The sequence below is a fragment of the Mesorhizobium sp. M6A.T.Ce.TU.016.01.1.1 genome, from assembly GCF_003997065.1.
Lineage (GTDB): Bacteria > Pseudomonadota > Alphaproteobacteria > Rhizobiales > Rhizobiaceae > Mesorhizobium > Mesorhizobium mediterraneum.
The window spans coordinates 183,689-206,496 of sequence record NZ_RZTJ01000003.1; the positions used below are offsets into that span (position 1 = coordinate 183,689).

The window sequence follows — 22,808 nt, forward strand, 5'->3', positions numbered from 1 at the left end:
GTCATATCTTTGGCATTCCTTTGGGCCGCATCAGCCGCTTTTGCGCGGCGATGCGGAATGGTGCGTTCGGCGCACCATATCCTGCATACGCGCCGCGCCGTTCAACAAACTCGATAATGAACCCCTCTCCGAATGTCGGCGCATAGAGCTGAAAAAATTCGCCGTTGTCGTCGCGGTCATAAAGAATATTGGCTGAGCGCAACCGATCGGCGACCTCCGGATCCAAACCGAAGCGCGCCTCTATGTCGTCGTAGTAGTTCATCGATATCTGAAGCGGTTCGAAGCCGTTGGCCTGCAGCTTCGCCGCCGTCGCAAAGATGTCATCGGTCGCGAGTGCGAAATGCTGGACGCCGGAACCAAAGGTTTCGGCGATGAAATGGCCAGCCAGGGTGCGGTGACTCTCGGCGCCGTTCAGCGTGAGGCGGAAGCGCTTGTCCAGACCTTCGATCACCTGGCTGTGCACGAGGCCGGCCGGATCGACGATGTCGACCATAGGGGTCTTGGTCGTCCTGAAGATCGAGACATAGAACAGCAGCCAGCTCGGCATCTCCTCCTGTGCCATGGTCTGCCCGACATGATCGATGCGGGTGAGGCCGACGCCATTGCCGGAACTTGTCGGCATGACCGGCGTGAACTCTATGTCCCAGACCTTCGCCAGGTCGGTCTTGGCGTCGAGGAAGTAGATCAGCCCGCCACCGACGCCGCGGATCGCCGGGATCGACAGCTCGCCAGGGCCGACCCGCTGGTGAAAGATCTCCGCGCCCAGCGCCTCGGCGCGCGCAACCGAGGCGGCGGCGTCCTCGACCTTCAGGCCCATCGCATATGCCGATGTGCCATGGACAACAAAGGAAGAATGGGCGAAGCCCTGCCGCTCCGTATTGATGACAATATTGATCTCGCCCTGGCGGTAGAGCGTGACGTCCTTCGAGACGTGTCGACCGGCCTCGACAAAGCCGAGCATGCGCAACAGCGATCCAAGCTGTCCGGCGTCCGGGCGATCGGCCGCGAACTCGATGAACTCGACCCCTCCAACCCAGATGCGGTCGGGCATGGGCGGGATAGCCACGTCAAGTGCCGGTTCTTCACGCCGCACCTGATCCATCAACCACACTAGCGAACGCCGTCCGTCGACGGAGATCGCCTTTGCCGACCCGCCACGGAACTGGTCGTTGAAAATCTCGAGCGACAGATAGCCATCATAACCGGTTGCCGCGACCGCCTGCATGAACTGTCGCACCGGCAGATCGCCTTCGCCTGGCATGTTGCGGAAGTGCCGGCTCCAATAGAGCAAGTCCATTTCGATCAACGGCGCGTCGGCGAGTTGGACAATGAAGATCTTGTCGGCGGGTATCGAACGGATGGAGCCGAGCTCAATCCTGCGGGCTAGCGTGTGGAAAGAATCGAGAACCAGCCCGATGTTCGGATGCGCAGTCCTGCGCACGATTTCCCACGCATCGCGATGATCGTTGACGTGACGCCCCCAGGCCAATGCCTCGTAGCCGACGCGCAGGCCGCGCTTGGCGGCGCGCTCGCCAAGCTCGTGAAAGTCCATGGCCGCCCGGTCGATCCCGCCAAGCGAGACCGGCGACACCGACGAGCATACCAGCATCAGGTCGGTGCCGAGTTCCTGCATGGCGTCGAACTTGCGCTCGGCACGGTCGAAAGCGCGGCTACGCTGGGGCTCCGGCAAACCCTCGAAGTCCCTGAACGGCTGGAAGAGCGTTATGGTCAAACCTGCGTCATCAGCCATTCGGCCGACGTCGCGCGGTGAGCCGTCAAAGGCGAGGAAATCGTTCTCGAAGATTTCAACACCGTCGAAACCCGCGGCGGAAATTGCCGCGAATTTCTCCGCCAGGTCACCGGCGATCGACACCGTCGCGATCGAAGTCTTCAAACGCGCCTCCTCCCTGGTTGTTATGAACGAACCAGTTCGTACATAATTAAGGCAACGCTGGCAGCACCGCAAGTTTTGGCGCGCTTAGCGTTCTGCGGAAGCTTCGTCCTTCGCGACAAAACGCAACAGCATCTCCACGCTGTTGCGTTTGAGCCGCTCGAGTTGTGCCGGCGCGCCGAAGTCGCGTCCGAAGATCATCGAAAAGGTGGCGCGATTGGAAACGTTGAAGAAGCACAGCGCGCTTACCTGCCAATGGAGTTCGACCGCGTCGAGTCCCGGCCGAAAGACCCCCTCTTCGACACCGCGTGAATAGATGCGAGAGATATGGTCGATCGCAGTCACGTTCAAATCGCGGATCGCATCCGATTGTTCGAGGTATTGGCCGTGATGGATGTTCTCGATCATCACCATGCGGATGAATTCCTCGTGTCGGTGATGGTGGTCGAACGTGAACTCCACTAGGCGCGTCAGTGCCGCCACGGGGGGCAAACCTTCGATATCGAGTTGGGCCTCGCCCTCGCGTACCTGGCGATACGCGTTCTCGAGCGCGCGCAGGTAGAGGCCCTCTTTGTCACCAAAGTAGTAGTAGATCATGCGCTTGCTGAAGCGTGTGCGCGCCGCAATCTCGTCTATGCGCGCGCCCGACAAGCCGTTGAGGGCAAACTCCTTGGAGGCGATCTCCAGGATGTTGCGGCGCGTGCCCTCAGGGTCCTGGATACGCGTCGTGCTCGCGTCCTGCTTCGTCTTTCGTTCCTTCTTGATAACGGCCATGCAGTTTGAGTTCCCGCCCCGGCGCCAGCCGGCAATTGACTAAACTAACCAGTTAGTACATCATTCGCAAATCGCGAGGGACTTATTTACCGGCGCGTTTGTCGTGAACACAAGGGCGATCCAAGAATTGCCGCAGTTGGGCTAGGAAGGCGGCCCGCACAGGGAGGAATCTCGGGAGATGGGCGACAGCCTTGTCGACCTCCTTTGCCGTCTTGCGGACGAGCACAAGAGCGCTGCTAGCGGCGACAGCGAAAAGGTCGTGATTGGCCTTGTCGGACGCGGCATTCAGTCCTCGCGCACTCCCGGCATGCATGAGCGTGAAGCCCGGCGCCTTGGCATCGGCTATTCGTACCTTTTGCTCGATTTCGACAGGCTCGGATTTCCGGACGCGGCGATCGGCGACTTGATCGCGGCGGCGCAAATTGCGGGCTTTCAGGGCCTCAACGTCACTCATCCGTTTAAACAGGCTGTTATTCCCGTCCTCGATGCGCTGTCGCCCGAAGCGCGCGCGATAGGCGCGGTGAATACGATCGTGTTCGCTGGCGGACGCAAGGAAGGCCACAACACCGACGGCTGGGGTTTCGCGGAGAGTTTTCGCGAAGCGATGACAGGCGCATCGATGGGCAGTGTCGCCATGTTCGGCGCCGGCGGAGCGGGCGCCGCAGTCGCAAACGCGCTGATGGAGATGGGCGTTGGCCGGCTGTTCGTCGTCGACAGCCAACCCGATCGCGCCTCGGATCTTGCGTCGCGCATGGGCGCCTTGTTCGGCGGCCGCGTCGAGGCGTGGCCGGACCCGGCCGCAGCGGTGCGCATGGCAAACGGCATCGTCAACACGACCCCGGTGGGCATGGCGAAATACCCCGGAACACCGTTCGACACGGCTCTTCTGACGGCCGAAAAATGGGTCGCCGACATAGTCTATTTTCCGATGGAAACGGAGTTGTTGATCGCGGCCCGTAAGATCGGCTGCAGAACGCTGCCGGGCATCGGCATGGCGATCTATCAGGCCGTCCGCGCGTTCGAGCTCTTCACCGGGCGCAAGGCCGACCGCCGCGCCATGGCAGATCACTTCGAGGCCGCCGCATGAACTCAATGACGCCTATAGCCGCATGAAGACCACTGGGAGGAAATCGACATGAAAGCTGAAATGAACCGACGCATGTTTATGATCGCTGCCGGCGCATTTGCCGCCGGAACCGCTGTCCCCGCCTTCGCGCAGGACAAACCAAAGCTGCGTTTCTCGGCCGTGTTCTCGGAACAGGACATCCGGGCTGAGATGATGAAAATGTTCGCTGACGCCATCAAGGACGACTTTGCTTTCGAGGGCTACTACGGCGGCAACCTGTTCAAGCAGGGCACCGAGCTTGTCGCCATCCAGCGCGGCAACCTCGAAATGGGCAACATCGCCCCGCAGGACATCTCCAAGCAGATTCCGGCCTGGTCTATCGTCACCGCCGGCTACCTGTTCCGCGACGCCGCGCATCTCAAGGCCTTCTTTGCCAGCGACGCCGGCGCGGAGCTGAAGAAGATGATCGAGGACCAACTCGGCGTGAGGGTGCTCGGCCCCACCTATTTCGGCCTGCGTCAGGTCGGCCTGAAGCCCGATAAGGAAATCAAGACTCCCGCCGACTTGGCCGGCGTCAAGCTGCGCATGCCGGGTGGCGACGCCTGGCAATTCCTCGGCCAGGCGCTCGGCGCGAATCCTACGCCGATGGCCTACGCAGAGGTCTATACTGGCCTGCAGACAGGAGCGATCGATGGGCAGGACAACCCTCTGCCCAACGTCGAGAACATGAAGTTCTACGAGGTCATGTCGCAGATCGTGCTCACCTCGCACCTTGTCGGTTTCGACCTTCTCAGCATCTCGAAAAAATTGTGGGACGAGATGGGGGCCGAGAAGCAGGCAAAGATCCAGGCCGCGGCGGACAAGGCGATCGACTTCTCGACAGAAAAACACCTGACGCGCGAGAAGGAACTCGTTGAAACATTCAAGGGCAAAGGCCTGAAGATCTACGAGCCCGACGTCGCTGCATTCCGCAAGCACGTGCAGGAGCAATATCTTGCCTCTGACCTCGCCAAGGAATGGCCGGCCGGGATGATCGACAAGATCAACGCGCTTTGACGCGACAAAACTCGCCAGCCGGTCCGCTTGTGACCGGCTGGCCCAAACTCGTTTAGCCAGACGACGCCAGGGAGGCATGATGAACCCGGGATTGAGAAAGGTCGGCGGCTGGCTATACCGGCGCGCCGAGAACGCCATCGCCATCGCAATCGGCGCCATGTTCGCCGCGTTTCTTCTGCAGGTTGCTTTTCGTTACCTTCTCAACTGGCCGACCGGCTGGAGCAACGAGCTCACCGTCGTGCTCTGGATTTGGGTTGTGCTGTTCGGCGCAGCGTTCGTCGTTCGTGAGGAAGAGGAAATCCGTTTTGATCTCCTCTATGCCGCAGTCGGTCCGAACATAAGGCGAGCGATGACGCTCGCCTTCGCGATCGCTCTCGTCGCGCTCTATGGCTGGTCCTTTCCGGCCGTCTTCGACTATGTGACCTTCATGAAGGTCGAGAGCACCGCCTACCTCAAGATACGCTTCGACTGGCTGTTCTCGATCTACCTCGTCTTCGTGGTCGCCGTGATTGCCCGCTACCTATGGCTCGCGTGGCGTGCTCTCCGGGGCGAAGCGCCGGCGGAATTTGACCCGACGAAAGCGAGTTCCGGCGTATGAGCCTCGCGAGTCCCTTTTCGCTGTCGGTCGTTGCGATCACAGCGCTGGCCCTGCTTGGCCTGCCGATCGGTCACTCGATGATCGCCGGGTCGATCCTCTATCTCTGGCTAGCAGGGCTCGACATGGGCACGTCCGCCGAGCAGCTCCTCAACGGGCTCTACACGAGCTACATTCTGCTTGCCGTGCCGATGTTCATTCTCGCCGCGGAGTTGATGAACGCCGGAACAATGACCGACCGGCTGCTGCAATTCTGCAACGCTGTCGTCGGCCGTTTCCGCGGCGGCCTGGCGCAGGTCAACGTGCTGCAGTCGATCATCTTCGCCGGCATGTCCGGCTCGGCCATTGCCGACGCCGCGGGCACCGGCAAGATGATGCAGCAGCTCATGACCAAGGATGGCAAGTACCCGGCGAGCTATGCCGCTGCGCTGACAGCCGTCACCTCCGTGATCGGCCCGATCATTCCTCCGTCAATTCCGCTGGTCATCTATGCGCTGATCTCGGATGCATCCATCGGCTACCTCTTCATTGCGGGTATCGTGCCGGGCCTTCTTCTCGCCCTGTCGCAGATGATCATCGTCGCCATCGATGCGCGCCGGAAGAACTTTCCGGTCGAGAAGCCGGTGCCGCTCAGGGAATTTCCGGGGATCACCTTGCGAGCGTTTCCGGCGCTGATGCTGCCGGTCGTTCTGCTGGTCGGCATAAGGGGCGGCGTGATGACCCCGACCGAGGCTGCGGCGGTCGCCGCCGGCTACGCGCTGCTCATCTCGGTCGCGATCTATCGCAGCGTGACGCCGGTTCAGCTCTACCATGCGCTTCTCAACAGCGCCCGCACCACGGCCTCGATCGGCATGCTCATCGCCGGCGCCCTGGTGTTCAACTACGTTGTCACGGTTGAGAACATTCCGCAGTCCCTGTCGGTGATCCTGCAGTCCTGGGATCTTTCGCCGATGGGTTTCCTGATCCTCGTCAACATCCTGCTGCTGATCCTGGGCTGCGTGCTGGAGGGCACGACTATTCTGCTGGTGATCGTGCCGGTGCTGATTCCGACGGCGAAGGCGCTCGGTGTCGACATGGTGCATTTCGGCGTGATGGTCGTCGTCAACATCATGCTCGGCCTCGTCACCCCGCCATACGGGTTGCTGCTGTTCATCATGACCCGCATCGCAGAGGTGCCGCTGCGCGACCTGGTGCATGACGTAATGCCGTTTCTCTACGCCATGATTGCCGCCCTGATGCTGATCACCTTCTTCCCATCGCTGGTGCTGTGGCTGCCGCGCCTGCTGGGCTATCAAGGATAGGACCATGACCAAGCCAATCTTCGTTCTCAACGGTCCAAACCTCAATCGCTTGGGCAGCCGCGAGCCGGAAATCTACGGGACGACGACGCTTGCCGAGATCGAGACGATGTGCCGGAAGGCCGCAGACGGGCTTCCAGTCCGCTTTCACCAGTCGAATTTCGAGGGTGAGATCGTCGGCTGGATCCACGAGGCGATCGACGACGGCGCCGGCATCATCATCAACCCGGCCGGCTTCTCGTTCACCTCGATTGCCATCCTCGACGCGCTCAAGATGTTTCCTGGACCGATCGTTGAGCTCCACATTTCTAACATCCACCGACGCGAGGAAATCTATCACAAATCGCTCGTCTCGACGGTGGCGACGGCAGTCATCGCCGGTTTGGGGCCGCGAGGATACGCCACCGCGGTCAATTCGCTGAAGCAACTGATGGAAGGTTAGGTAAGGCCACAGGCAAGGCGTGAAATCCGCAGCGGGAATATACTAACTGGATAGTACGACAATCGTCTCGTTAAGATCGCCAATGGGAAGGAAAAAACATGTGCCCTCCGGGATGCCTGCATTCAATCTGTGAGAAAGCCACACGTAGAGGTCTTCTCAAAACCGGCTTCACTTTGGGCCTCGGCGCCGCCGCCGCGGCGTTTCCTGGCACGCCACAAGCCCAGGCCGCTCCAACGAGCTTCACCGAGACGGTCGACCTTTCGCACACGCTCTATGAAGGGTTTCCGACCTTTAGCGGCGAGAAATGGTTCACCGTCGAACATTTGGTCACCTTCGCAAAGGACAAGGTGAACCTGAACCGCTGGACGATCGTCGAACACAGTGGCACCCATATGGACGCGCCCATCCATTTTTCTGCCGATGGCTTGACGGCCGATCTGATTCCCATCTCCGACCTGATCGTGCCTGTCGCAGTCATCAATATTGCTTCGCGGGCGGCCGAGAATGCGGACACATCTCTCACCCCCGACGATATCAAAGCGTGGGAGGCAAAGAACGGGCCTCTTCCGGAGGGATGCTGTGTGGTGATGAATTCCGGATGGCACAAGCTTCTGGACGATCCAAAGTTCACCGGCAATGACGGCGAGAAGAGAAATCATACCCCCGGCTTTCACGTCGAGACTGCGCAATTCCTGATAGGCGAGCGAAATGTTAAGGGCATTGGGGTCGACACCCTCTCCCTCGACACGGGGCTTAATTCGGGCGGGGCGTTTCCCGTCCACTACGAATGGCTTGGAAGCGGTCGCTGGGGCGTCGAGTGCCTTGCAAATCTAGACGCGATTCCTGAAGTCGGGGCGCGTCTCTTCCTCGGGATTCCGAAGGTGAGGGGCGCGACCGGCGGGCCGACTCGGGTGATCGCGCTTCTCTAGATCCACCCGGTGGCGACTGCGGTAAAAGACGATCTGCGGGCTTGAGAGCCGTTTGAAAAATCGAGGGCTGGATGGCCCAGATCGCCAAGAAGACCAAGCGCAATCACCACGGACTCCTCTGCGCGCACGAGTATGACGACGTCTTTGCCGCTTCCATCAACGAGCCCGAGGCGACGGCTATCCTCGCCAACGGATTGGAGCGTGCGGGTATTGGGCGGCGCGACCAGAAGGTGCCGTCGGTCGGTTCGGAGGATCGGGCAGTTCGGGCTGAGCGGCGCAAAGGCCGCGATGCTCTTTCTCGGGTCCGGCCCCGACTGGCCACGGGTCCGTCCTCCTGAATATGACTTCCGCGACGAACTGATTCCGGTGGGTATCCGGATATTCTCGGAGACGCTGGCGGCCTGTCTGGATAACAGCTGAATGCGATCGTCTGCGATGTCCTGCCGACCGATGCCGCCGGCAGAAGTGTGCGGATAAGGTGTCGATGTGACCAAGAGAAAGACAGGCTGCCATTGACAACCTTCCCGTTCAGCGAAGCCACCCCGGTGCAGTTTCAGGCGCTGTTGCCGAAGACATCCGACGTCGTGATCGTTGGCGGAGGCATCATCGGCGTGATGACGGCACTGTTTCTGGCGCGACGGAACATCTCGGTCACGCTTGTCGAGAAGGGCCGCATCGCGGCCGAGCAGTCATCGCGCAACTGGGGTTGGATCCGGCAGCAAGGCCGCGACGCTGACGAACTGCCGATCATGATCGAAGCGCGCCAACTCTGGCAGCAACTTGCCGAAGAGTGCGGCGAGGATATCGGTCTGAGGCAGACCGGGATCACATACCTTGCGCGGACCGACACGGAGATGGCCGCGTTTGCTGCGTTCGTGCGGATCGCCGGCGCACACGGTGTCGACACACGCCTCCTCGACCCGAATGAGGTCGTGGATCTGATCCCCGCCATGTCGCGGCGCTACAAGGGCGGAATGATAACCCCGTCGGACATGCGGGCCGAGCCTTGGGTTGCCGTGCCGGCGATCGCTCGCCTGGCCGCCCGGGAAGGCGTCACGATCATCGAGAATTGCGCGGCGCGGATGCTTGACCGATCCGGCGGTCGGATCAGCGGCGTCTGGACCGAAAGGGGCCACATCGCTACCTCGAATGTTCTCGTCGCCAGCGGCGCGTGGACGTCGCTCTTCCTGCGCGCGCATGGCATCTCGATCCCGCAGCTCAGCGTCAGGTCGACCGTCGCCGCGACCGAGCCGATGCCCGAGATCTATGCGGGGGCAGCCACCGACGAACACATCGCCTTCCGGCGGCGGCAGGATGGCGGCTATACGCTCGCGTCGGGCGGTGCCAGCCAGCTCTATGTCGGCCCGGACGCATTCCGGCATGCGATCAAATACGTTCCCGCCTTGAGGGCAAATCCCCTGGGCACGCGATACCTGCCGGCGGCGCCAATGGGATATCCGGATGCCTGGTCGACGCCGCGCAAGTGGGACGCGACCCAGGAAAGTCCGTTCGAGCGGATGCGCATCCTGAACCCCGCTCCCGAACCCTCCGGGCTCCGCTCGATCGAGCGCGGGTTCAGGGCGCTTTTCCCTCAGGTCAAGGACGTGCGGCTGAAGGCGAGCTGGGCGGGCATGATCGATGCGATGCCGGACGTGGTGCCCATCGTCGACCGCGTAGCCGAGATTCCAGGCCTCGTCGTTGCGACCGGGATGAGCGGCCACGGTTTCGGCATCGGGCCCGGCATAGGCCGCGTCGTGTCGGACCTGATCCAGGGTAATGAGGTTGGCCACAACCTCAATCGGTTCCGCATCTCGCGATTCAGCGACGGCAGCCCGATCCGATTGGGGCCAGCCTTGTAGCCCCCATACCGACCATAATGACGGTGCTTGAGGCATGTCGCCGGCGGAATGATGGTGCCCGCTACGCAGGCTCATGCGCCCTGATTTCCGGCATAGCGGTTCATCCCGATGTCCTTCGACGTGGCGCGCCGATGGATTTCCGCCATGGCGGAGTGGAACACCGCGTTCAGTGTCTCCAGTTCGGCGTGCGCGGCGAGGTACGCCGGGACAAGCTCACGGATCTCGGCCAGTATGGCGGCTTCGTCGATCGTTTGCAGGCGGCCGTCATGGACGACGATCTGCCCCGCTATCATCACCGTTTCGATGGAAGAACCGTTCTCGGCATAGACGAGATGCTTGGCGATATCGTTGAGCGGGGTGAAGCTGAGGGTGGTGAGATCGAGGATCAGCAGATCAGCGGCCTTGCCGACTTCGAGCGAACCGGTGACATTCTCCAGCATGGCACTGCGTGCGCCGCCGATCGTCGCCATGGTCAGGATTTCCTCAGCACGGATCCACTGGTCATAATCCGGGCCGGAAACACTGTGGATCAGCCCGGCCACCCGCATGACGTCGAAGATGCGCGCCGTGTCGTTCGACGACATGCCATCGGTCCCGAGACCAACGGTTATGCCTGCATTCATCAGGCGGCGAATGGGAGCAATGCCGGCGCCGAGCTTCTGGTTGGAAATGGCATTGTGGGCAACGGAGCACCCTGCCTCGCCCATCGTCGCGATGTCCTTGTCGCTCACCCAGACGGAATGGGCGATCGTCGTGTTGCGCGACAGCACGCCGAGATCGCTCATATAGCCGATCAGGCTCTTGCCGTAGACTTCATGGCCGGTCACGGCCTGTGTCTTGGTTTCCAGGATATGCGTGTGTAGCGGCACGCCCATGTCAACGGCGAGTGCATGGCAGGCTTGCAGCAAGTCCGGGGTACAGCGTTGCGGCGCTGACGGTGCGATCATGAAATTGAGCCGGCCGGCCCTGCCATGCAGCGACGCGAAGGCGGAACGGCAGTAGTCCATATAGGCGTCGGTCGACATCGGCGGCCCGAAATCGAGCTTCTGCTGCAGGTGGAGCGGCATCACCTCGCGGGCGTAGGGCAGGGCGTCCAGCGCATGCACGTTCATGGCCGCGCTCGACACATTGGCGCGGATGCCCGCGTCCTCATAGGCCCTGAAGACGACTGACAGCCGTGAGAGGTCGTGCGCAGGCGGATCGAAGAAGTCGTCGCATATCGTCGTGACGCCGCTGCGCAGCGATTCCATCGCGAGGAGAAGGCTGCGCAGGTAGAGAAGTCGCTCGTCGACGACAGGGCCCATCAGCAGGGGGTAGGCGTAGAGAAGCCAGAGCTCTAGCGGCATGCCTTCATATCGGCCGCGAAAGAAGGTTTCGCCCGAATGGGCATGGGCATTGACGAGGCCCGGCATTACCAGCCGGTTTTGGCCGTCGATGAGGGTGGCATCCGGCGAAGCCACGAGGTTCTGTCCGACGGCAGAGATGCGGCCGTCCTCGATAAGAATGTCGCCTTGGAACGGCTTGCTTCCGTTCCGGGCGCACATCGTCAAAAGGGTGGCGTTCTTGATCAGTGTCTGGGGCATGGGCATGTCCTGCTCGTGTCGCGCTGTACGCGCCCGGCTGCCGGTCCGGTGCGATGCCAGCCTGGTGTCTATTGGTCGCGCAGCTCACCGAAGCCGCTGGCGGCCTTGGTGCCGCCGCGCAGCTGCGTGCTGAGCCAGATGCCGAGAACGGTGGCTATGTAAGGCAAGGCGAGCAGCAGATCGTGCGGGACGCGGTCGCCGAAGGCGAGCTGCGCCCTGATGCCGAGCGCACCAACGACGGCGAAGAACACGGCTGCCAGAGTCGCGCCAATTGGATGACCCGCGCCGAATATGACGGCGGCAAATCCCATGAAGCCGCGGCCGGCTGTCATGTTCTGCGCAAAGATCTGAAGGCTCCCCGCAGCAAGCTCAGCGCCTGCGAGCGCGCAAAGCACGCCGCCGGTCATCAGCGCGACGAGGCGCATTGCCGCCGGATTGACACCCACACCGCGCGCGGCAAAGGGATGCTCGCCCGACGCCGCCAGACGCAGGCCGAAACGGGTTCGCCGCAAGACAACCCACATCGCGAAGACGATCACCGGCATCATGACGACGAGGATCGAAAGCGACCCGAACGCCCCGAAGGCGGGTCCTATGCGCGGCAGGCCGAAGGGTGCGCTGACTGCGGCCTGCGTTCCAAAAATCGACTGCACGGCAAGCGCGGTTCCTCCGAGGCCGAGCCCTGTAAGCCCGAGGCCGGCAATGATCTGGTTGGCCTTGAGCTTCTCCACCACGAACCAGAACAGGATTGAGCCGAGGACGCACGCCGTGATCGCACCGAGAAGCGCGATCCAGATCGATTGCGTAAGCACGATGCCGAGGATCGTTGCGCAAGCGCCGGTAATCATCAGGCCTTCGAGGCCGAGATGCCAGATGCCGGCTCGCTGGGCGATGACGCCGGCAAGGGTCACGTAGATCAGCGGAGTGCCCGACCGCAGGATGGCGATTACGAAGTCTTCCATATCCGTCCTCCGAGTTTTGCTATCCGGTCGACGGCGCTGGATTTCGCGGTGATGAACAGAGCAATGGCTGCGTTGATGATGTCGATTGCCGACGACGGCAGGCCGGCCATGATCGGCAGGTAGAGGGCGGCGGACGCTAGCCCACCGAAGAACAGCGACACGATAGCCGTGCCGACGACCGAGAAGTTGGCGACGAGTGCGATGAGGATTGCGGTGAAGCCGTGGCCCGGCAGGAAACCGCCGGTCAGTCGTCCGTTGGGCCCCATGAACTCTATCGTGCCGGCAAGACCGGCGAGCGCGCCGCTGAGCAGGAAACTTGCGAGCCCGATGCGCCATGTCTTCGCGCCCTGCCACTCGACCATCGTCGGATTGCGGCCGGCAAGGCCGGAGAGCACGCCGAAGGCGGTTCTGTTGACCAGAAACCACATTGCCAGGCCGACCAGAACGGCGATGGCGATGATCGTCGGAGACAATCCGAGCGAGTCGCTGATCCGGTAAGCGCTGTCGAGCGGGCGGCTTGACGCCTGCTGCCCGGTGCCCGATGGGTCCTTGAGCGGTCCGGCCGTCACATAAAGCAGCACCAGACCGGCAATGAAATTGCCCATAAGCGTGGTGATCACCTCGTCCGCGCCGGATTTCAGCCGCAGGAGCCCGGGCCAGAAAGCCCACAACGCACCACCCGACATGCCGGCGAAGAAGCAGGCGGTCATGAGGATCGGCGCCGGTGCGCCGTCAAGCCATTCGGCCATGAACGCGGCCGCGATGGCTCCCATGTAGAACTGGCCCTGGGCGCCGATGTTGAAATAGCCCGCCCGGAAGGAGACGGCCACGCCGACAGCCGTGATGAACAGGGGAAGCCCCCAACGAAGTGCCTGTTGCAGGGCGCCGGGTCTGAGGAAAGCGCCATCGGCGATCGACTGGAACATCAGGGGCGCCGAATAGCCGGCGGCCTGAAAGATAACCCCGCAAAGCGCAAGGGCGATCAGGATGAAGATCAGCGCGCGGAAAACGGAGACGAACCGATCGATCATCCGATCACTCCTGTCATGGCTGCGCCGACGGCTGTGATGTCATAGGGTGGACGGAACTCGGCGACGATGCGCCCGGACAGCATGACAACGACGCGGTCCGAGATATCGAAGATCTCGTCGAGATCCGAAGAGATGAACAGCAGACCGCACCCGCGCGCCCGCGCATCGAGCATCGATTGCCATACGAACGACGTTGCGCCGATATCGAGACCTCGCGTGGGCTGCGCCGCAAGAATAAGACGGGCGTTTTCGTCCATCTCACGCGACAGGATCACCTTTTGGGCGTTCCCGCCCGACAGCGAGCCGGCCCGCTGACCGACATCGGAATAGCGGACATCCCATTGCTTGAGGGCGGTATCGCATTGCTTGCGCAGAGCAGAGGGGCTGATGGCGGACAGGAGCGGTCTCTGAAGGAGACCGCGCGCCGACCAGTTTTCCCAAAGAGAGCTGGTCAGGCTAAGGCCTTCGACATTCCGTTCGAAGGGAATGACGCGCAGTCCGGCCGCCCCTCGTGCAGCGAGTGGTGCGCGGGTCACGTCCATCCTGTCGATGGAGATATCGCCGCTGACGATATCGGCCAGTGCCGAGATCGCGCGCACAAGCGTTCTCTGCCCATTGCCCTCGACGCCGGCCACGCCGACGATTTCCCCGGGGCGAACGTCGAGGCTGACCTCGTCGAGTGCCGGGCCTTCGGGATCGCGTCGCGTGGAAACGGCGCGCATCTTGAGGACTGGGGCGGCACCGGTGTCCGCAACATGCTGTTCGGCATGGGTGATCACTGCTGCGCCTGTCAAAGCCGCCTTGTCATCCGAGCTGAGATTGCGGGCGGCGGCTGGCCCGATGATGAGCTCGGCCAGCCGATCCGCATCAATCCCGTCGCAGGATAGTGGCCCGTCGACGAGCTTTCCACCGCGCAGAACCGTCACCGTATCCGCAATCGCCAGAACCTCCCGGATCTTGTGCAGGATGAGGATGACCGTGACGCCGCGCTCCTTGAGACGTCGAATCCGATCGAAAAGCTTCTCAGCGCCTTCGGGAGACAGGACCGCGGTCGGCTCATCCAGGATGAGGAGCTTCGCATCCGAGACGAGGGCTCTGGCGATTTCAACACTCTGCTGGGTTTCCACAGGCAGGTCGCGGATACGCTGCTTGGCCTTCACCTTCACATGGAGCGCATCGAGATGATGCTGCCACCGCTTTTCGAGGGCTGCCTTTGTGAATAGCCCTCCACCTTCCGCGCCGAACTGCATTGCTTCGGCAACCGTGAAAGAGGGGGGAAGGGCAAAACTCTGGTGGACGAGTTCGACGCCCGAACGCCGGGCATCCCTCACGTTTCCACCCGCAAGCGGGCGGCCGTCGATTTTGAGCTCGCCCGATGCAGGGCGCACGAGACCGGCCAGGACTCGGGCAAAAGTCGTCTTGCCCGCGCCGTTTTGGCCGACCACGGCGTGGATCATGCCACGTTCGAAGACTGCTCCGACATCGGAGAGCGCGACAATGTGATCGTAGCGCACAGTCACATTGCGGCATTCAAATATAGGGGATCTGTCCTCGGTCACCGCAGCATGATCCAGTCGAAGGTCAGAGGCTCGTATTGAACGGCACCTTCAGCGACCCATCGAGGATCGCTGCGCGCGCCGCCGCTATTTCTGCCCCTGCCTCCTTGCCTTTGGCGATGATGTCAGCCGGTCCCTGCTGCGTGAAGAGGGGCGACGGAATGAAGTCGATGACGCCTGTTCCAAGGCCGGTATGCTCATGTGTGCCACCGGAAAAATCGCTGCCGAGTGCCTTCGTGACCTCGTTGTAAAGCGAGGTGCCGAAGTCGAGGCCTACGATCGAGATCACGGACTTTGGCCCCTGCGGGAACTGAGCCGGGTCGAGCACGCTCACCAGGCGGCCTTCCGCCTCGTTTGCGGCGGCGATGATGCCGAAGTCGGTTGCCGCGGCGTCGGTCTGGATGAAGTCGATACCGCTCGAGTACATCTGCGTGGCGATTTCCTGGCCCTTGGCCGGGTCCTGGAAAGAGCCCGCGAATGCAATGGCGACGGATACGTCTGGACGCACGGACTGGGCGCCTGCCTTGAACGCATTGTAGTCGGCATTGATCGGCGGAATGGAAACACCGCCAATGAAGCCGAGCTTTCCTGCTTTGCTCACACGCGCGGCGAAAATGCCGGAGAGATAGCAGCCCAGATAGTAATCATAGGAAACGGTGACGACATTCGGGATCGCCGGCTCGAAGGGATCTGCAAACAGCTGGATCCACTTGGTATTGGGATAGGAGGGAGCGAGCGCCTTGAAGGGTTCCGCGACCTCGTTGAAGGTCGAGACGATCACTGCCGCACCAGCATCGCCCAGCGTACGGAAAATGGTCTCGTAGGTCGCCGGGTCCTGAGCGTATACCGCGCGATACTGGAAGCCTTGCTCCTCGGAGAGCTGCTTGAGCTTGGCAATCATCGAGTCGACCGGACCGGCATCGCCTGCCGCCTGCGTGTGAACCAGCGCCACGAGGCCGCCCGAAGCGTGCGCGGCAGCTGTCAGCAGGCCGCCCGCCATTGTAAAGGCAGCCAATCCTGCCGAGGCCTTGAGGAGCCTGCGGCGGCCGACCGGCCGGTGCAGCACATTCATTTCATTTGAAGTCTTGTTGGTCATGTTCCCTTTTCCTTGCTCTAGAGGTTCGATATCTGCAACTTCTTATTGGGGTGGCTTCGCCGCCCGGTCGTCATTGGGATGCAAGGTTTGCATCCCCTTCCTCAGGCGCCGGGAGAAAACGGCGCCGGATTCATGATCATCACGTCCTGGCTCTGAATGGCGCCGAGAGACCAGACGCCGGAGATGAACGCCTGCCATTCCGGGTCGGCATACATGGCTGCCCGCCGCGTCTCGCGGTCGGCGAGGCTGTCATAACGCCACATCAGGACCGTCGTGTGCAGGCGGCCGATCTCGCTGACATAGAGCCCGAGGAAGGTGTTGAGATGCCGCTTCTGGATCGGCAGGCCCTCGGTCTCGTATTTCTTCAGCCAGCCATCGACTGTTCCCGGCCGAAAGGTGTACGTGCGATGTTCCACGATCATCTGGATGCCTCGTCGAGAATGAATTCGGCGGCTCGCTCGCCGATCATGATCGACGGCGCGTTCGTGTTGCCGCTGGAAATGATTGGCATGATCGAGGCGTCCGCTACGCGCAGGCCCTCGATGCCGTGAACTTTCAGTCGGGCGTCGACCACAGCCATCGGGTCGTTGCCCATCTTGCAGGTGCCGACCGGATGGAAGGTCGTCATGGCATTGGTACGCAGCCACTTGACCATTTCGGCATCGCTTTCGACGGCCGGACCCGGAGCGAGCTCCTTGCCGCGATATTTCTCGAAAGCCTTCTGCTTGATGATGTCGCGCGTCATGCGGATCGCGTTGATCATCGTGCGAATGTCAAATTCGGTTTGCAGGTAGTTCGCGTTGATGCGCGGCCGGTCCATCGGATCGGCCGAACGCAGCCTGATCTCGCCGCGGCTCTCGGGATTGACCGGGCCGACGCGCAACGAGAAGCCATGGTTGGCCTCCACCCGCTCTTTCTTGAACGGGTTTGGAAAATGCAGGTTTGCCGTCTTTTCGAGCGCCGGCATGAAGTGAAGCTGGATGTCAGGCGCGGCCAGATCGGTGCGCGACTTGACGAAGGCCCCGGCTTCGTACGGGAAGGTCGTGGCGATGCCTTCACCGAACAGCATGCCCTGGATCACCGACCAGGTGAGCTTGTCGGCGCGCAGGTCCGAATAGAGCGTGACCGGCTCCCGGCATTCATAGGCCATGACGCAATCGACATGATCCTGAAGGTTCTTGCCGACACCAGGAAGATCCTGGACGACAGGGATGTCATGCTGTGCGAGTTCGTCGGCAGCGCCGATCCCCGAAAGCATGAGGATCTGCGGCGAGTTGACGACGCCGGCCGACAGGATCACCTGGCGGTCTGCATAGGCTCTCGAAATGTTGCCTTTTCGGCTGAACTCGACGCCGACAGCCTGGCCGTTCTCGATGAGGATGCGCCTCGTATGGGCGCGGGTGATGATCGTCAGATTCGGGCGTTTCTTTGCCGGCCGCAGGAACGCATAGGCTGCCGAGCAGCGTTTGCCCTTCGCGATGGTGAAGTCATAACGGCCGAAGCCTTCCTGCTCTTCGCCGTTGAAATCGTCGTTGTGAGGATATCCCGCCTGTCCGCCTGCCTCGTGAAAGACATCGAGCAGGCTGTTCCAGCCGCGCGCCCGGCAGACGGTCAGTTCGCCTTCGGCATTGTGATAGGCGCCATTGCGCTGCACATGGGTCTCCGAGCGGAGGAACGCTGGCAACACCTCATCGTAGGACCATCCTGTGGCGCCCATCTGCGCCCAGCGATCGTAGTCGTGCCGGTTTCCGCGAACATAGATCATGCCGTTGATGGTGGATGTGCCGCCGAGCACCTTGCCACGAGGCCAGTAGAGCGACCGTCCGTTCAGATGCGGCTCGGGCTCTGTGTGATAGTGCCAGTTGTAGATGCCCGAATGGAAAAGCTTGCCCATCAGCATGGGCAGCCGGAACAGCGGGTTGAGGTCCCTGCCGCCGGCCTCGAGCAGAAGCACCTTGTTGGCGGGATCGGCGGACAGGCGGTTTGCCAGAACGCAGCCTGCCGAACCGGCGCCGATGATGATGAAATCGAATGTCTTCGTTGCCGCCATGGTCACCACGCGATGGGACGAGAGCCCATCTCCTCCAGGTAGCGGTTGCAAAGAATGAATGGATTGGGTCTGGAAAGGACGGCTTCGGCGCGGGCGGGATGATCGCGCAGAACGCAGCGAAGATGCCCGCCCGCGTTCTCGTCGATTCCCGCTTCTGCCAGTGCTTCCGCGGCGGCGTCGCCGAACCCGAGGAATACCAGCGGCTTTTCCCGCGAGGCAAGGGCGCGCAAGGTTTCCACGATCAGCGGACGCCAGAGCGGGAGATGGCCCTTGGACTGATGCGGATCCACATCCACCTTGAAGCGAGTGAGCGTCAGCGAGGCATTCAGTAGGAGAACGCCTTTCGAGACCCAGCGGTCCGCGATATCGGACGGCTGCTCGATGTCGGCTGCACCGCTCTCCATGGCTGCAAGTGTCTTCGGCCAATCGTCGAAGCTGCGGGCATAGGACAGGTCACCGGTGCGCGCTGCCAGGATCATCTGCATGTAGGCACGGATGCTCTTTGAAAACATCTTGTCGAGCTCGTGCCATCCCGCCAAGTTTCCAGCTTCAAATGCCCGTCCGGTGGCAAACCCGGGTTCGGGGTAGGGGTCCTGGCCCAGAACGACACAGTGAACCTCATCGGGGGCGATTCCGTCGAAAGCTCTCAGGCAATGCGCGCCCGCAGGCATTCCCGGAAAGTGCTTGCCGCGACGGACGGGAAAGATCGGTTCCCAGACCTCGAGCTCAAGTTCGGCCGCGATCCCGTCAATATCCGGCCCCGCATGCCTGATCAGTGCACGCCAGGGTCCGTTCAGATCGGCGGACCAATCTGAAAGGAATTCCTCCATGGCGGTCTTTAGCAACATTGCCATTCGCACCCTCTCCAAGGTGGTCGACTGCGGCAGCTCCTTCAGGAACCTGACCGTTTTGTCAGCTTTTCATGAAAAAACTTGACCAGATTGTCAACTTCTTTTTTAGTGGTGCTTCGATTCTCGAGGCCTCATACAATCCGGTTGAAAGGTCTCTGAGCAAAAACGAACTGTTGACCCGGGTGATCATCCAGGCGCAAAAAATCAATGAAAATAATGGATTAACCAATGGCAGAAGAACTGAACGCGCCCCGTGCTTCCGCTGAAAAAGGGCACCCGTCGCAGGCCGCGTCGGATGAGCCGATCAGAGCGAGGAACGTGTTCAAGATCCTGACAGCGGCTGTCGAGATCTTCTCGCGGAAGGGCCTTGATGGTGCCCGCATTGTTGAGATCGCGAAGGCCTCAGGGCTGCCGAAGGGCAATGTCTACTATTACTTCTCGTCGAAAGAGGAGATCTACAATGCCGCCATCGATCGCCTCATCCATAGTTGGGACGACGCGTTTCGGCATATATCGGCCGATCGTGAGCCCGGCGAGGCAATCGAGGCTTACATTCGAGCGAAGCTGGACCATGCCCGGGAGAATGCCGCAGAGACGCGCCTTTTCGCAAACGAGATACTGCAGGGAGCTGTACATCTCTCGACCGAGGCTCGCGATCATATGCGAACCGTCACGTCCGAGAAGGCCCGGGTGATCGATATTTGGGCCATGGCCGGAAAGATAGAGAAAGTCGACGCGCGCCATCTGTTTATTCTGTTGTGGTCCGCGACGCAGTTCTATGCCGAGTTCGAGGCTCTCGCCTGCGATGCGCTACATGTCAGCCAGCTAAAGGCGGCTGACTACAATTTGGCTGCGAAGACGATCACGGAGACGGTCTTGCGGGGGCTCCTTACCCGTCCATCGTGATGGACAATACGGCAGGGAGTCCGACCTCTGCGGCGACTGATGAGTTGGCAGCTCATCGGGGCAGCCCAGCCCCCTTAAGCGGGCGCGGAAGTGCCGAGAGCTACGGCCAGGACATCAACAAGGCCACGGCCGGCGCTGCCGTCGACGTCGAGGCGCGGATTGTAGATGGCGACCTCGAGCCCGACCGCCTTGCCGCTTGCCAGGATGATCCGGAGCGCCGCCGATAGCTCCTCCCACGACAGCCCGCCCGGTACGCGGAAATCGACCGCCGGCATGATCGCATCGTCGAGACAATCGGCGTCTAAATGGATGAAGAAGCCGTCGAGCTCAGGCCGCGTCAGGTGGCCAACGGCCGCCCGGGCGGCGGCTTCGACGCCCAGGTGGCGGATGGCATGGAGATCGTAGGCCATGAGCTCCGCCGGCAAAGGCTGGCTGCCGAATTCGGCCTGGTCCTCGTGGTCGCGAAAAGCGAAGGCGACAGCGTCCTCGGAGCGCACCAACGGGCGGCGACCCTCCAGGTCGGTCAGCAGCGCCGGCCCGTAGCCGGTGACGAAGGCCAGGTCCATGGACGCGCCTTCGCCGTTGGGCTCGGCCTCGGGCTGGAAGAAATCGGCGTGGCCGTCGATGAAGAACAGGCCGTAGCGGCCGCGCCGGCGCAGCGCGAGTATCGGGCCCAGCACGATCGTACAGTCGCCGCCCAGCACCACCGGGAATTCGCCTGCGTCCAGCACCTCCTCCACCGCGTTGGCGAGCTTGGGCGACCACGCCGCGATCGCGTTGGCATTGAGCGTCAGGGTGGCAGGGTCGGGCTTCGGGTCTTTCGGCGGGACGGCCAGCCGCCCGGCATGGCGCGCATGGATTCGGTCGGCGAGGCCCAGTTCCAGCAGCCGACTGGGCAAGTCCTCCACGCCGTCGGTCGCCAGACCCAGCGCGGACGGCGCTTCAAGAATGGCATAGGGGCGGGTCGGCATCAGATGCTCCCAGGTATCGCGAGTGAGAACCGGCGCTCTCTGCCACTGAGCGCGCGCCCAACGCAGCTTTGGTACGCAAGATCCAAATTGCTCTTCAGGCCGCCACGCTCTTCGACGATATCTCCAGCACCGCTGACGGTATTTTTCTCGTCAATTCGATCGCGCTGTTTTCGCCGGAAATCGCACCACTCGGCCAATTGATAGCGAAAGTGGGCAAAACCGAGGAAATTTCAACCCGCCCAAGTCCCTTTTGAAGTCAAGATCGCAAGTTTTCTGACCGGTATGGAGACTGTTCCTGACTGCGTTCTGAGAGAAAGTTGCGAGGCTGGATCAATGGGTGCCGTAGCTCAAAACGATCCAAAACGGGCGCTCTTCTCAAAGGCCTTCATCCCAATACGGCATGCGCCCAATGCATCGCGCAAGGTGGTCGACGAAGGCGCGGACCTTCATCGACATGAGCCTGTTGCTGGGATAGACGGCATAAATCGTGCTGGCTGGAGGCTCCCAGGCGTCAAGCACGCGTCGCAGCGCGCCAGTACGCAGCGGCTCCGCTACCGCCCAAGTGGGCAGTAGGGCGATGCCGATGCCACCGAGCGCCGCAACGCGCAGCATCTCCGCATTATTGCTGCGAAAGCTGCCGCCCACAGCCACCCGCACCTCGCCTCGTTTGCCGGCAAGGCGCCATCCATCGCCCCAAGGCAGGAGGCTGGTGCAGAGGCAGTTGTGCTTGGCAAGGTCGCCCGGCTCGCGCGGCGCTCCACGCTCCGTGAGATAAGCGGGCGCAGCACAGGCGACGAGCCGGGATGGCGCGAGCTTGCGCACGACAAGCGGCGAATCCTCGATCACGCCGATGCGGATCGCCAGATCGAGCCCCTCATCGACCAGACTCACATGCGTCGGGCTCAAAGCAATATCGACGGAAAGTTCCGGATAGCGCCTCAGGAACTCGGGGACGGCCGGCGCCACATGCATCCAGCCGAAGCTGTCGGGCGCCGAAATGCGAAGGGTGCCGCGCGGCTCGCGCTGCAGCGCGCTCGCCGCCTGTTCCGCAGCTTCAGCTTCGGCGAGAATCCGCGCACAGTGGCGGTAATAGGCTGCGCCCGCTTCGGTCATCGAGAGTCGACGCGTGGTGCGGTTGAGCAGGCGAATGCCCAGGCGCTCCTCAAGCCGCTGCACATGGGCGCTAACAGCGGATTTGGAGATTTTGAGATGCCGTGCCGCCGCTGAGAAGCTGCCGCTATCAACGACACGAGCGAACGCAGCGATTCCATCGAGCGGATCCATCGTCGGATTGTCCTGAAATCCGGACAGCATGTCCATACAATTCCGGCTAATCGACGGGCGAGAACGGACCTATGTCTCTTGGTGACCCACCTGAGCCACAAAGGAGATCGACGATGGATGCCAAAGTTACAGCAGCCGAACCGTTCGTTCGCGAACCGGCGGCCGGATCGACGCTCAACGTTCTGGGCATCACCCATATCTACAAAGCCACCGGCGCTGAGACTGCGGGGTCCTTCTCGCTCTGGGAGTCCGTGGTTCCACCGGGCGCGGGAACGCCACCGCACACCCATGCCCGTGAGGATGAAGCCTTCTACGCGCTGAGCGGCGAACTCGTCATCGAATTCGAGGGCGAATCCGCGCCCCATCGCATTGTGCCCGGCGGCTTCTTCTTCGGCCCACGCGGCCGGCGCCATGCCATCCGCAATGTCGGCGACAAGCCGGCTCGCGTGCTCGTCCTTTGCGCGCCGAGTTGCGGCCTTGATCAGATGTTTGGCGAATTGGACGCCGCGACCGCCGCCGGCATGCCGGAAATGGCAAAGCTCATGGCCATCGCCGCCAAATACGGCGTCACCATCGAGCCGCCGGCTGCCTGAGATCTCGTTCCAGAC

The 22,808-nt window shown here is 61.9% G+C and carries 24 protein-coding genes; 12 read left to right on the forward strand and 12 right to left on the reverse strand.

What is annotated here, in order from left to right; all coding sequences use genetic code 11:
- Position 1: 1 nt before the first annotated feature.
- A complete protein-coding gene (locus EOC94_RS07035; protein ID WP_127289392.1) occupies positions 2-1,894 on the reverse strand; it encodes a sugar phosphate isomerase/epimerase and 4-hydroxyphenylpyruvate domain-containing protein in 1,893 nt (630 codons plus the stop codon).
- An 84-nt stretch (positions 1,895-1,978) separates the two neighbouring features.
- Entirely contained in the window at positions 1,979-2,665 is a 687-nt protein-coding gene (locus EOC94_RS07040) for a TetR/AcrR family transcriptional regulator (protein ID WP_127203916.1), read from the reverse strand.
- Positions 2,666-2,843: 178 nt separating this feature from the next.
- Between EOC94_RS07040 and EOC94_RS07045 the strand changes: the two genes are divergently transcribed.
- The 8 genes from EOC94_RS07045 (at position 2,844) to EOC94_RS07080 (ending at position 9,910) form a co-directional block, all read left to right on the forward strand.
- Positions 2,844-3,752 carry a shikimate dehydrogenase gene (locus EOC94_RS07045; RefSeq protein ID WP_126103548.1) on the forward strand — a complete coding sequence of 303 codons (909 nt, stop codon included), beginning with the start codon at positions 2,844-2,846 and terminating at the stop codon, positions 3,750-3,752.
- Positions 3,753-3,800: 48 nt separating this feature from the next.
- Positions 3,801-4,787: a TRAP transporter substrate-binding protein DctP gene (dctP, locus tag EOC94_RS07050; RefSeq protein ID WP_127289394.1), complete on the forward strand. Its 987-nt coding sequence runs from the start codon at positions 3,801-3,803 to the stop codon at positions 4,785-4,787.
- Positions 4,788-4,866: 79 nt separating this feature from the next.
- A complete protein-coding gene (locus tag EOC94_RS07055) occupies positions 4,867-5,385 on the forward strand; it encodes a TRAP transporter small permease subunit (protein WP_095483993.1) in 519 nt (172 codons plus the stop codon).
- Positions 5,382-6,683: a TRAP transporter large permease gene (locus EOC94_RS07060; protein WP_095483683.1), complete on the forward strand. Its 1,302-nt coding sequence runs from the start codon at positions 5,382-5,384 to the stop codon at positions 6,681-6,683. The genes EOC94_RS07055 and EOC94_RS07060 overlap by 4 nt, the downstream gene beginning before the upstream one ends.
- 4 nt (positions 6,684-6,687) lie before the next feature.
- Positions 6,688-7,122, forward strand: a complete 435-nt coding sequence (locus EOC94_RS07065; protein ID WP_095483684.1) for a type II 3-dehydroquinate dehydratase — start codon at positions 6,688-6,690, stop codon at positions 7,120-7,122.
- Positions 7,123-7,295: 173 nt separating this feature from the next.
- Complete coding sequence (locus tag EOC94_RS07070; RefSeq protein WP_185928184.1) at positions 7,296-8,051, forward strand: cyclase family protein; 756 nt, start codon at positions 7,296-7,298, stop codon at positions 8,049-8,051.
- Between the two features lie 71 nt (positions 8,052-8,122).
- The gene (locus EOC94_RS07075; protein WP_126103546.1) at positions 8,123-8,389 is read left to right on the forward strand and encodes a hypothetical protein; all 267 of its coding nucleotides are present in this window, start codon (positions 8,123-8,125) and stop codon (positions 8,387-8,389) included.
- Positions 8,390-8,563: 174 nt separating this feature from the next.
- Positions 8,564-9,910: an FAD-binding oxidoreductase gene (locus tag EOC94_RS07080; protein ID WP_127289398.1), complete on the forward strand. Its 1,347-nt coding sequence runs from the start codon at positions 8,564-8,566 to the stop codon at positions 9,908-9,910.
- Positions 9,911-9,981: 71 nt separating this feature from the next.
- Here the strand turns inward: EOC94_RS07080 and EOC94_RS07085 are convergent, their stop codons facing one another.
- The 8 genes from EOC94_RS07085 to EOC94_RS07120 all read right to left on the reverse strand — a co-directional run bounded on the left by EOC94_RS07085 (position 9,982) and on the right by EOC94_RS07120 (position 19,042).
- Positions 9,982-11,493 carry an amidohydrolase gene (locus EOC94_RS07085; protein ID WP_127289400.1) on the reverse strand — a complete coding sequence of 504 codons (1,512 nt, stop codon included), beginning with the start codon at positions 11,491-11,493 and terminating at the stop codon, positions 9,982-9,984.
- 68 nt (positions 11,494-11,561) lie between these two features.
- Entirely contained in the window at positions 11,562-12,455 is an 894-nt protein-coding gene (locus EOC94_RS07090; RefSeq protein ID WP_126103543.1) for an ABC transporter permease, read from the reverse strand.
- The gene (locus EOC94_RS07095) at positions 12,440-13,486 is read right to left on the reverse strand and encodes an ABC transporter permease (RefSeq protein ID WP_095483690.1); all 1,047 of its coding nucleotides are present in this window, start codon (positions 13,484-13,486) and stop codon (positions 12,440-12,442) included. The genes EOC94_RS07090 and EOC94_RS07095 overlap by 16 nt, the downstream gene beginning before the upstream one ends.
- Positions 13,483-15,006, reverse strand: coding sequence for an ATP-binding cassette domain-containing protein (locus tag EOC94_RS07100; RefSeq protein ID WP_245465515.1), 1,524 nt, complete (start codon positions 15,004-15,006; stop codon positions 13,483-13,485). Before EOC94_RS07100 ends, EOC94_RS07095 begins: the two co-directional genes overlap by 4 nt.
- Before the next feature lie 61 nt (positions 15,007-15,067).
- Positions 15,068-16,138 (reverse strand): BMP family ABC transporter substrate-binding protein, encoded by a 1,071-nt coding sequence (locus EOC94_RS07105; RefSeq protein WP_127289404.1) that lies wholly within the window; start codon positions 16,136-16,138, stop codon positions 15,068-15,070.
- A 101-nt stretch (positions 16,139-16,239) separates the two neighbouring features.
- A complete protein-coding gene (locus EOC94_RS07110) occupies positions 16,240-16,560 on the reverse strand; it encodes an NIPSNAP family protein (RefSeq protein WP_095483693.1) in 321 nt (106 codons plus the stop codon).
- The gene (locus tag EOC94_RS07115; RefSeq protein ID WP_126103540.1) at positions 16,557-18,188 is read right to left on the reverse strand and encodes a choline dehydrogenase; all 1,632 of its coding nucleotides are present in this window, start codon (positions 18,186-18,188) and stop codon (positions 16,557-16,559) included. Before EOC94_RS07115 ends, EOC94_RS07110 begins: the two co-directional genes overlap by 4 nt.
- 2 nt (positions 18,189-18,190) lie before the next feature.
- Positions 18,191-19,042, reverse strand: coding sequence for a uracil-DNA glycosylase (locus tag EOC94_RS07120; RefSeq protein ID WP_245465516.1), 852 nt, complete (start codon positions 19,040-19,042; stop codon positions 18,191-18,193).
- A gap of 68 nt (positions 19,043-19,110) precedes the next feature.
- Here EOC94_RS07120 and EOC94_RS07125 point away from each other — a divergent pair, with 68 nt between their 5' ends.
- Together EOC94_RS07125 and EOC94_RS07130 are read left to right on the forward strand one after the other, a co-directional pair.
- Positions 19,111-19,305, forward strand: coding sequence for a hypothetical protein (locus EOC94_RS07125; protein ID WP_127289406.1), 195 nt, complete (start codon positions 19,111-19,113; stop codon positions 19,303-19,305).
- Positions 19,268-19,945, forward strand: coding sequence for a TetR family transcriptional regulator C-terminal domain-containing protein (locus EOC94_RS07130; RefSeq protein WP_126103539.1), 678 nt, complete (start codon positions 19,268-19,270; stop codon positions 19,943-19,945). Before EOC94_RS07125 ends, EOC94_RS07130 begins: the two co-directional genes overlap by 38 nt.
- Positions 19,946-20,019: 74 nt before the next feature.
- On the opposite strand, the gene EOC94_RS07135 is transcribed toward EOC94_RS07130, so the two are convergent.
- On the reverse strand, positions 20,020-20,916 hold the full coding sequence (locus EOC94_RS07135; protein WP_127289408.1) for an arginase family protein: 897 nt from the start codon (positions 20,914-20,916) through the stop codon (positions 20,020-20,022).
- A gap of 68 nt (positions 20,917-20,984) precedes the next feature.
- Between EOC94_RS07135 and EOC94_RS07140 the strand changes: the two genes are divergently transcribed.
- Complete coding sequence (locus EOC94_RS07140; protein WP_127289410.1) at positions 20,985-21,170, forward strand: hypothetical protein; 186 nt, start codon at positions 20,985-20,987, stop codon at positions 21,168-21,170.
- A gap of 121 nt (positions 21,171-21,291) precedes the next feature.
- Here the strand turns inward: EOC94_RS07140 and EOC94_RS07145 are convergent, their stop codons facing one another.
- The gene (locus EOC94_RS07145) at positions 21,292-22,230 is read right to left on the reverse strand and encodes a LysR family transcriptional regulator (RefSeq protein WP_245465517.1); all 939 of its coding nucleotides are present in this window, start codon (positions 22,228-22,230) and stop codon (positions 21,292-21,294) included.
- 83 nt (positions 22,231-22,313) lie between these two features.
- Between EOC94_RS07145 and EOC94_RS07150 the strand changes: the two genes are divergently transcribed.
- The gene (locus EOC94_RS07150; RefSeq protein WP_164897808.1) at positions 22,314-22,793 is read left to right on the forward strand and encodes a cupin domain-containing protein; all 480 of its coding nucleotides are present in this window, start codon (positions 22,314-22,316) and stop codon (positions 22,791-22,793) included.
- The last annotated feature ends 15 nt before the right edge of the window (positions 22,794-22,808 follow it).

What these genes read in the sequence shown, in the direction of transcription:
- EOC94_RS07040 (WP_127203916.1), bottom strand. Translation starts at nt 2,665, where the DNA reads ATGGCCGTTATCAAGAAGGAACGAAAGACGAAGCAGGACGCGAGCACG.
- EOC94_RS07045 (WP_126103548.1), top strand. Translation starts at nt 2,844, where the DNA reads ATGGGCGACAGCCTTGTCGACCTCCTTTGCCGTCTTGCGGACGAGCAC.
- dctP (WP_127289394.1), top strand. Translation starts at nt 3,801, where the DNA reads ATGAAAGCTGAAATGAACCGACGCATGTTTATGATCGCTGCCGGCGCA.
- EOC94_RS07055 (WP_095483993.1), top strand. Translation starts at nt 4,867, where the DNA reads ATGAACCCGGGATTGAGAAAGGTCGGCGGCTGGCTATACCGGCGCGCC.
- EOC94_RS07060 (WP_095483683.1), top strand. Translation starts at nt 5,382, where the DNA reads ATGAGCCTCGCGAGTCCCTTTTCGCTGTCGGTCGTTGCGATCACAGCG.
- EOC94_RS07065 (WP_095483684.1), top strand. Translation starts at nt 6,688, where the DNA reads ATGACCAAGCCAATCTTCGTTCTCAACGGTCCAAACCTCAATCGCTTG.
- EOC94_RS07075 (WP_126103546.1), top strand. Translation starts at nt 8,123, where the DNA reads ATGGCCCAGATCGCCAAGAAGACCAAGCGCAATCACCACGGACTCCTC.
- EOC94_RS07085 (WP_127289400.1), bottom strand. Translation starts at nt 11,493, where the DNA reads ATGCCCCAGACACTGATCAAGAACGCCACCCTTTTGACGATGTGCGCC.
- EOC94_RS07090 (WP_126103543.1), bottom strand. Translation starts at nt 12,455, where the DNA reads ATGGAAGACTTCGTAATCGCCATCCTGCGGTCGGGCACTCCGCTGATC.
- EOC94_RS07095 (WP_095483690.1), bottom strand. Translation starts at nt 13,486, where the DNA reads ATGATCGATCGGTTCGTCTCCGTTTTCCGCGCGCTGATCTTCATCCTG.
- EOC94_RS07105 (WP_127289404.1), bottom strand. Translation starts at nt 16,138, where the DNA reads ATGACCAACAAGACTTCAAATGAAATGAATGTGCTGCACCGGCCGGTC.
- EOC94_RS07110 (WP_095483693.1), bottom strand. Translation starts at nt 16,560, where the DNA reads ATGATCGTGGAACATCGCACGTACACCTTTCGGCCGGGAACAGTCGAT.
- EOC94_RS07115 (WP_126103540.1), bottom strand. Translation starts at nt 18,188, where the DNA reads ATGGCGGCAACGAAGACATTCGATTTCATCATCATCGGCGCCGGTTCG.
- EOC94_RS07120 (WP_245465516.1), bottom strand. Translation starts at nt 19,042, where the DNA reads ATGGCAATGTTGCTAAAGACCGCCATGGAGGAATTCCTTTCAGATTGG.
- EOC94_RS07125 (WP_127289406.1), top strand. Translation starts at nt 19,111, where the DNA reads ATGAAAAAACTTGACCAGATTGTCAACTTCTTTTTTAGTGGTGCTTCG.
- EOC94_RS07130 (WP_126103539.1), top strand. Translation starts at nt 19,268, where the DNA reads ATGGCAGAAGAACTGAACGCGCCCCGTGCTTCCGCTGAAAAAGGGCAC.
- EOC94_RS07135 (WP_127289408.1), bottom strand. Translation starts at nt 20,916, where the DNA reads ATGCCGACCCGCCCCTATGCCATTCTTGAAGCGCCGTCCGCGCTGGGT.
- EOC94_RS07145 (WP_245465517.1), bottom strand. Translation starts at nt 22,230, where the DNA reads ATGCTGTCCGGATTTCAGGACAATCCGACGATGGATCCGCTCGATGGA.
- EOC94_RS07150 (WP_164897808.1), top strand. Translation starts at nt 22,314, where the DNA reads ATGGATGCCAAAGTTACAGCAGCCGAACCGTTCGTTCGCGAACCGGCG.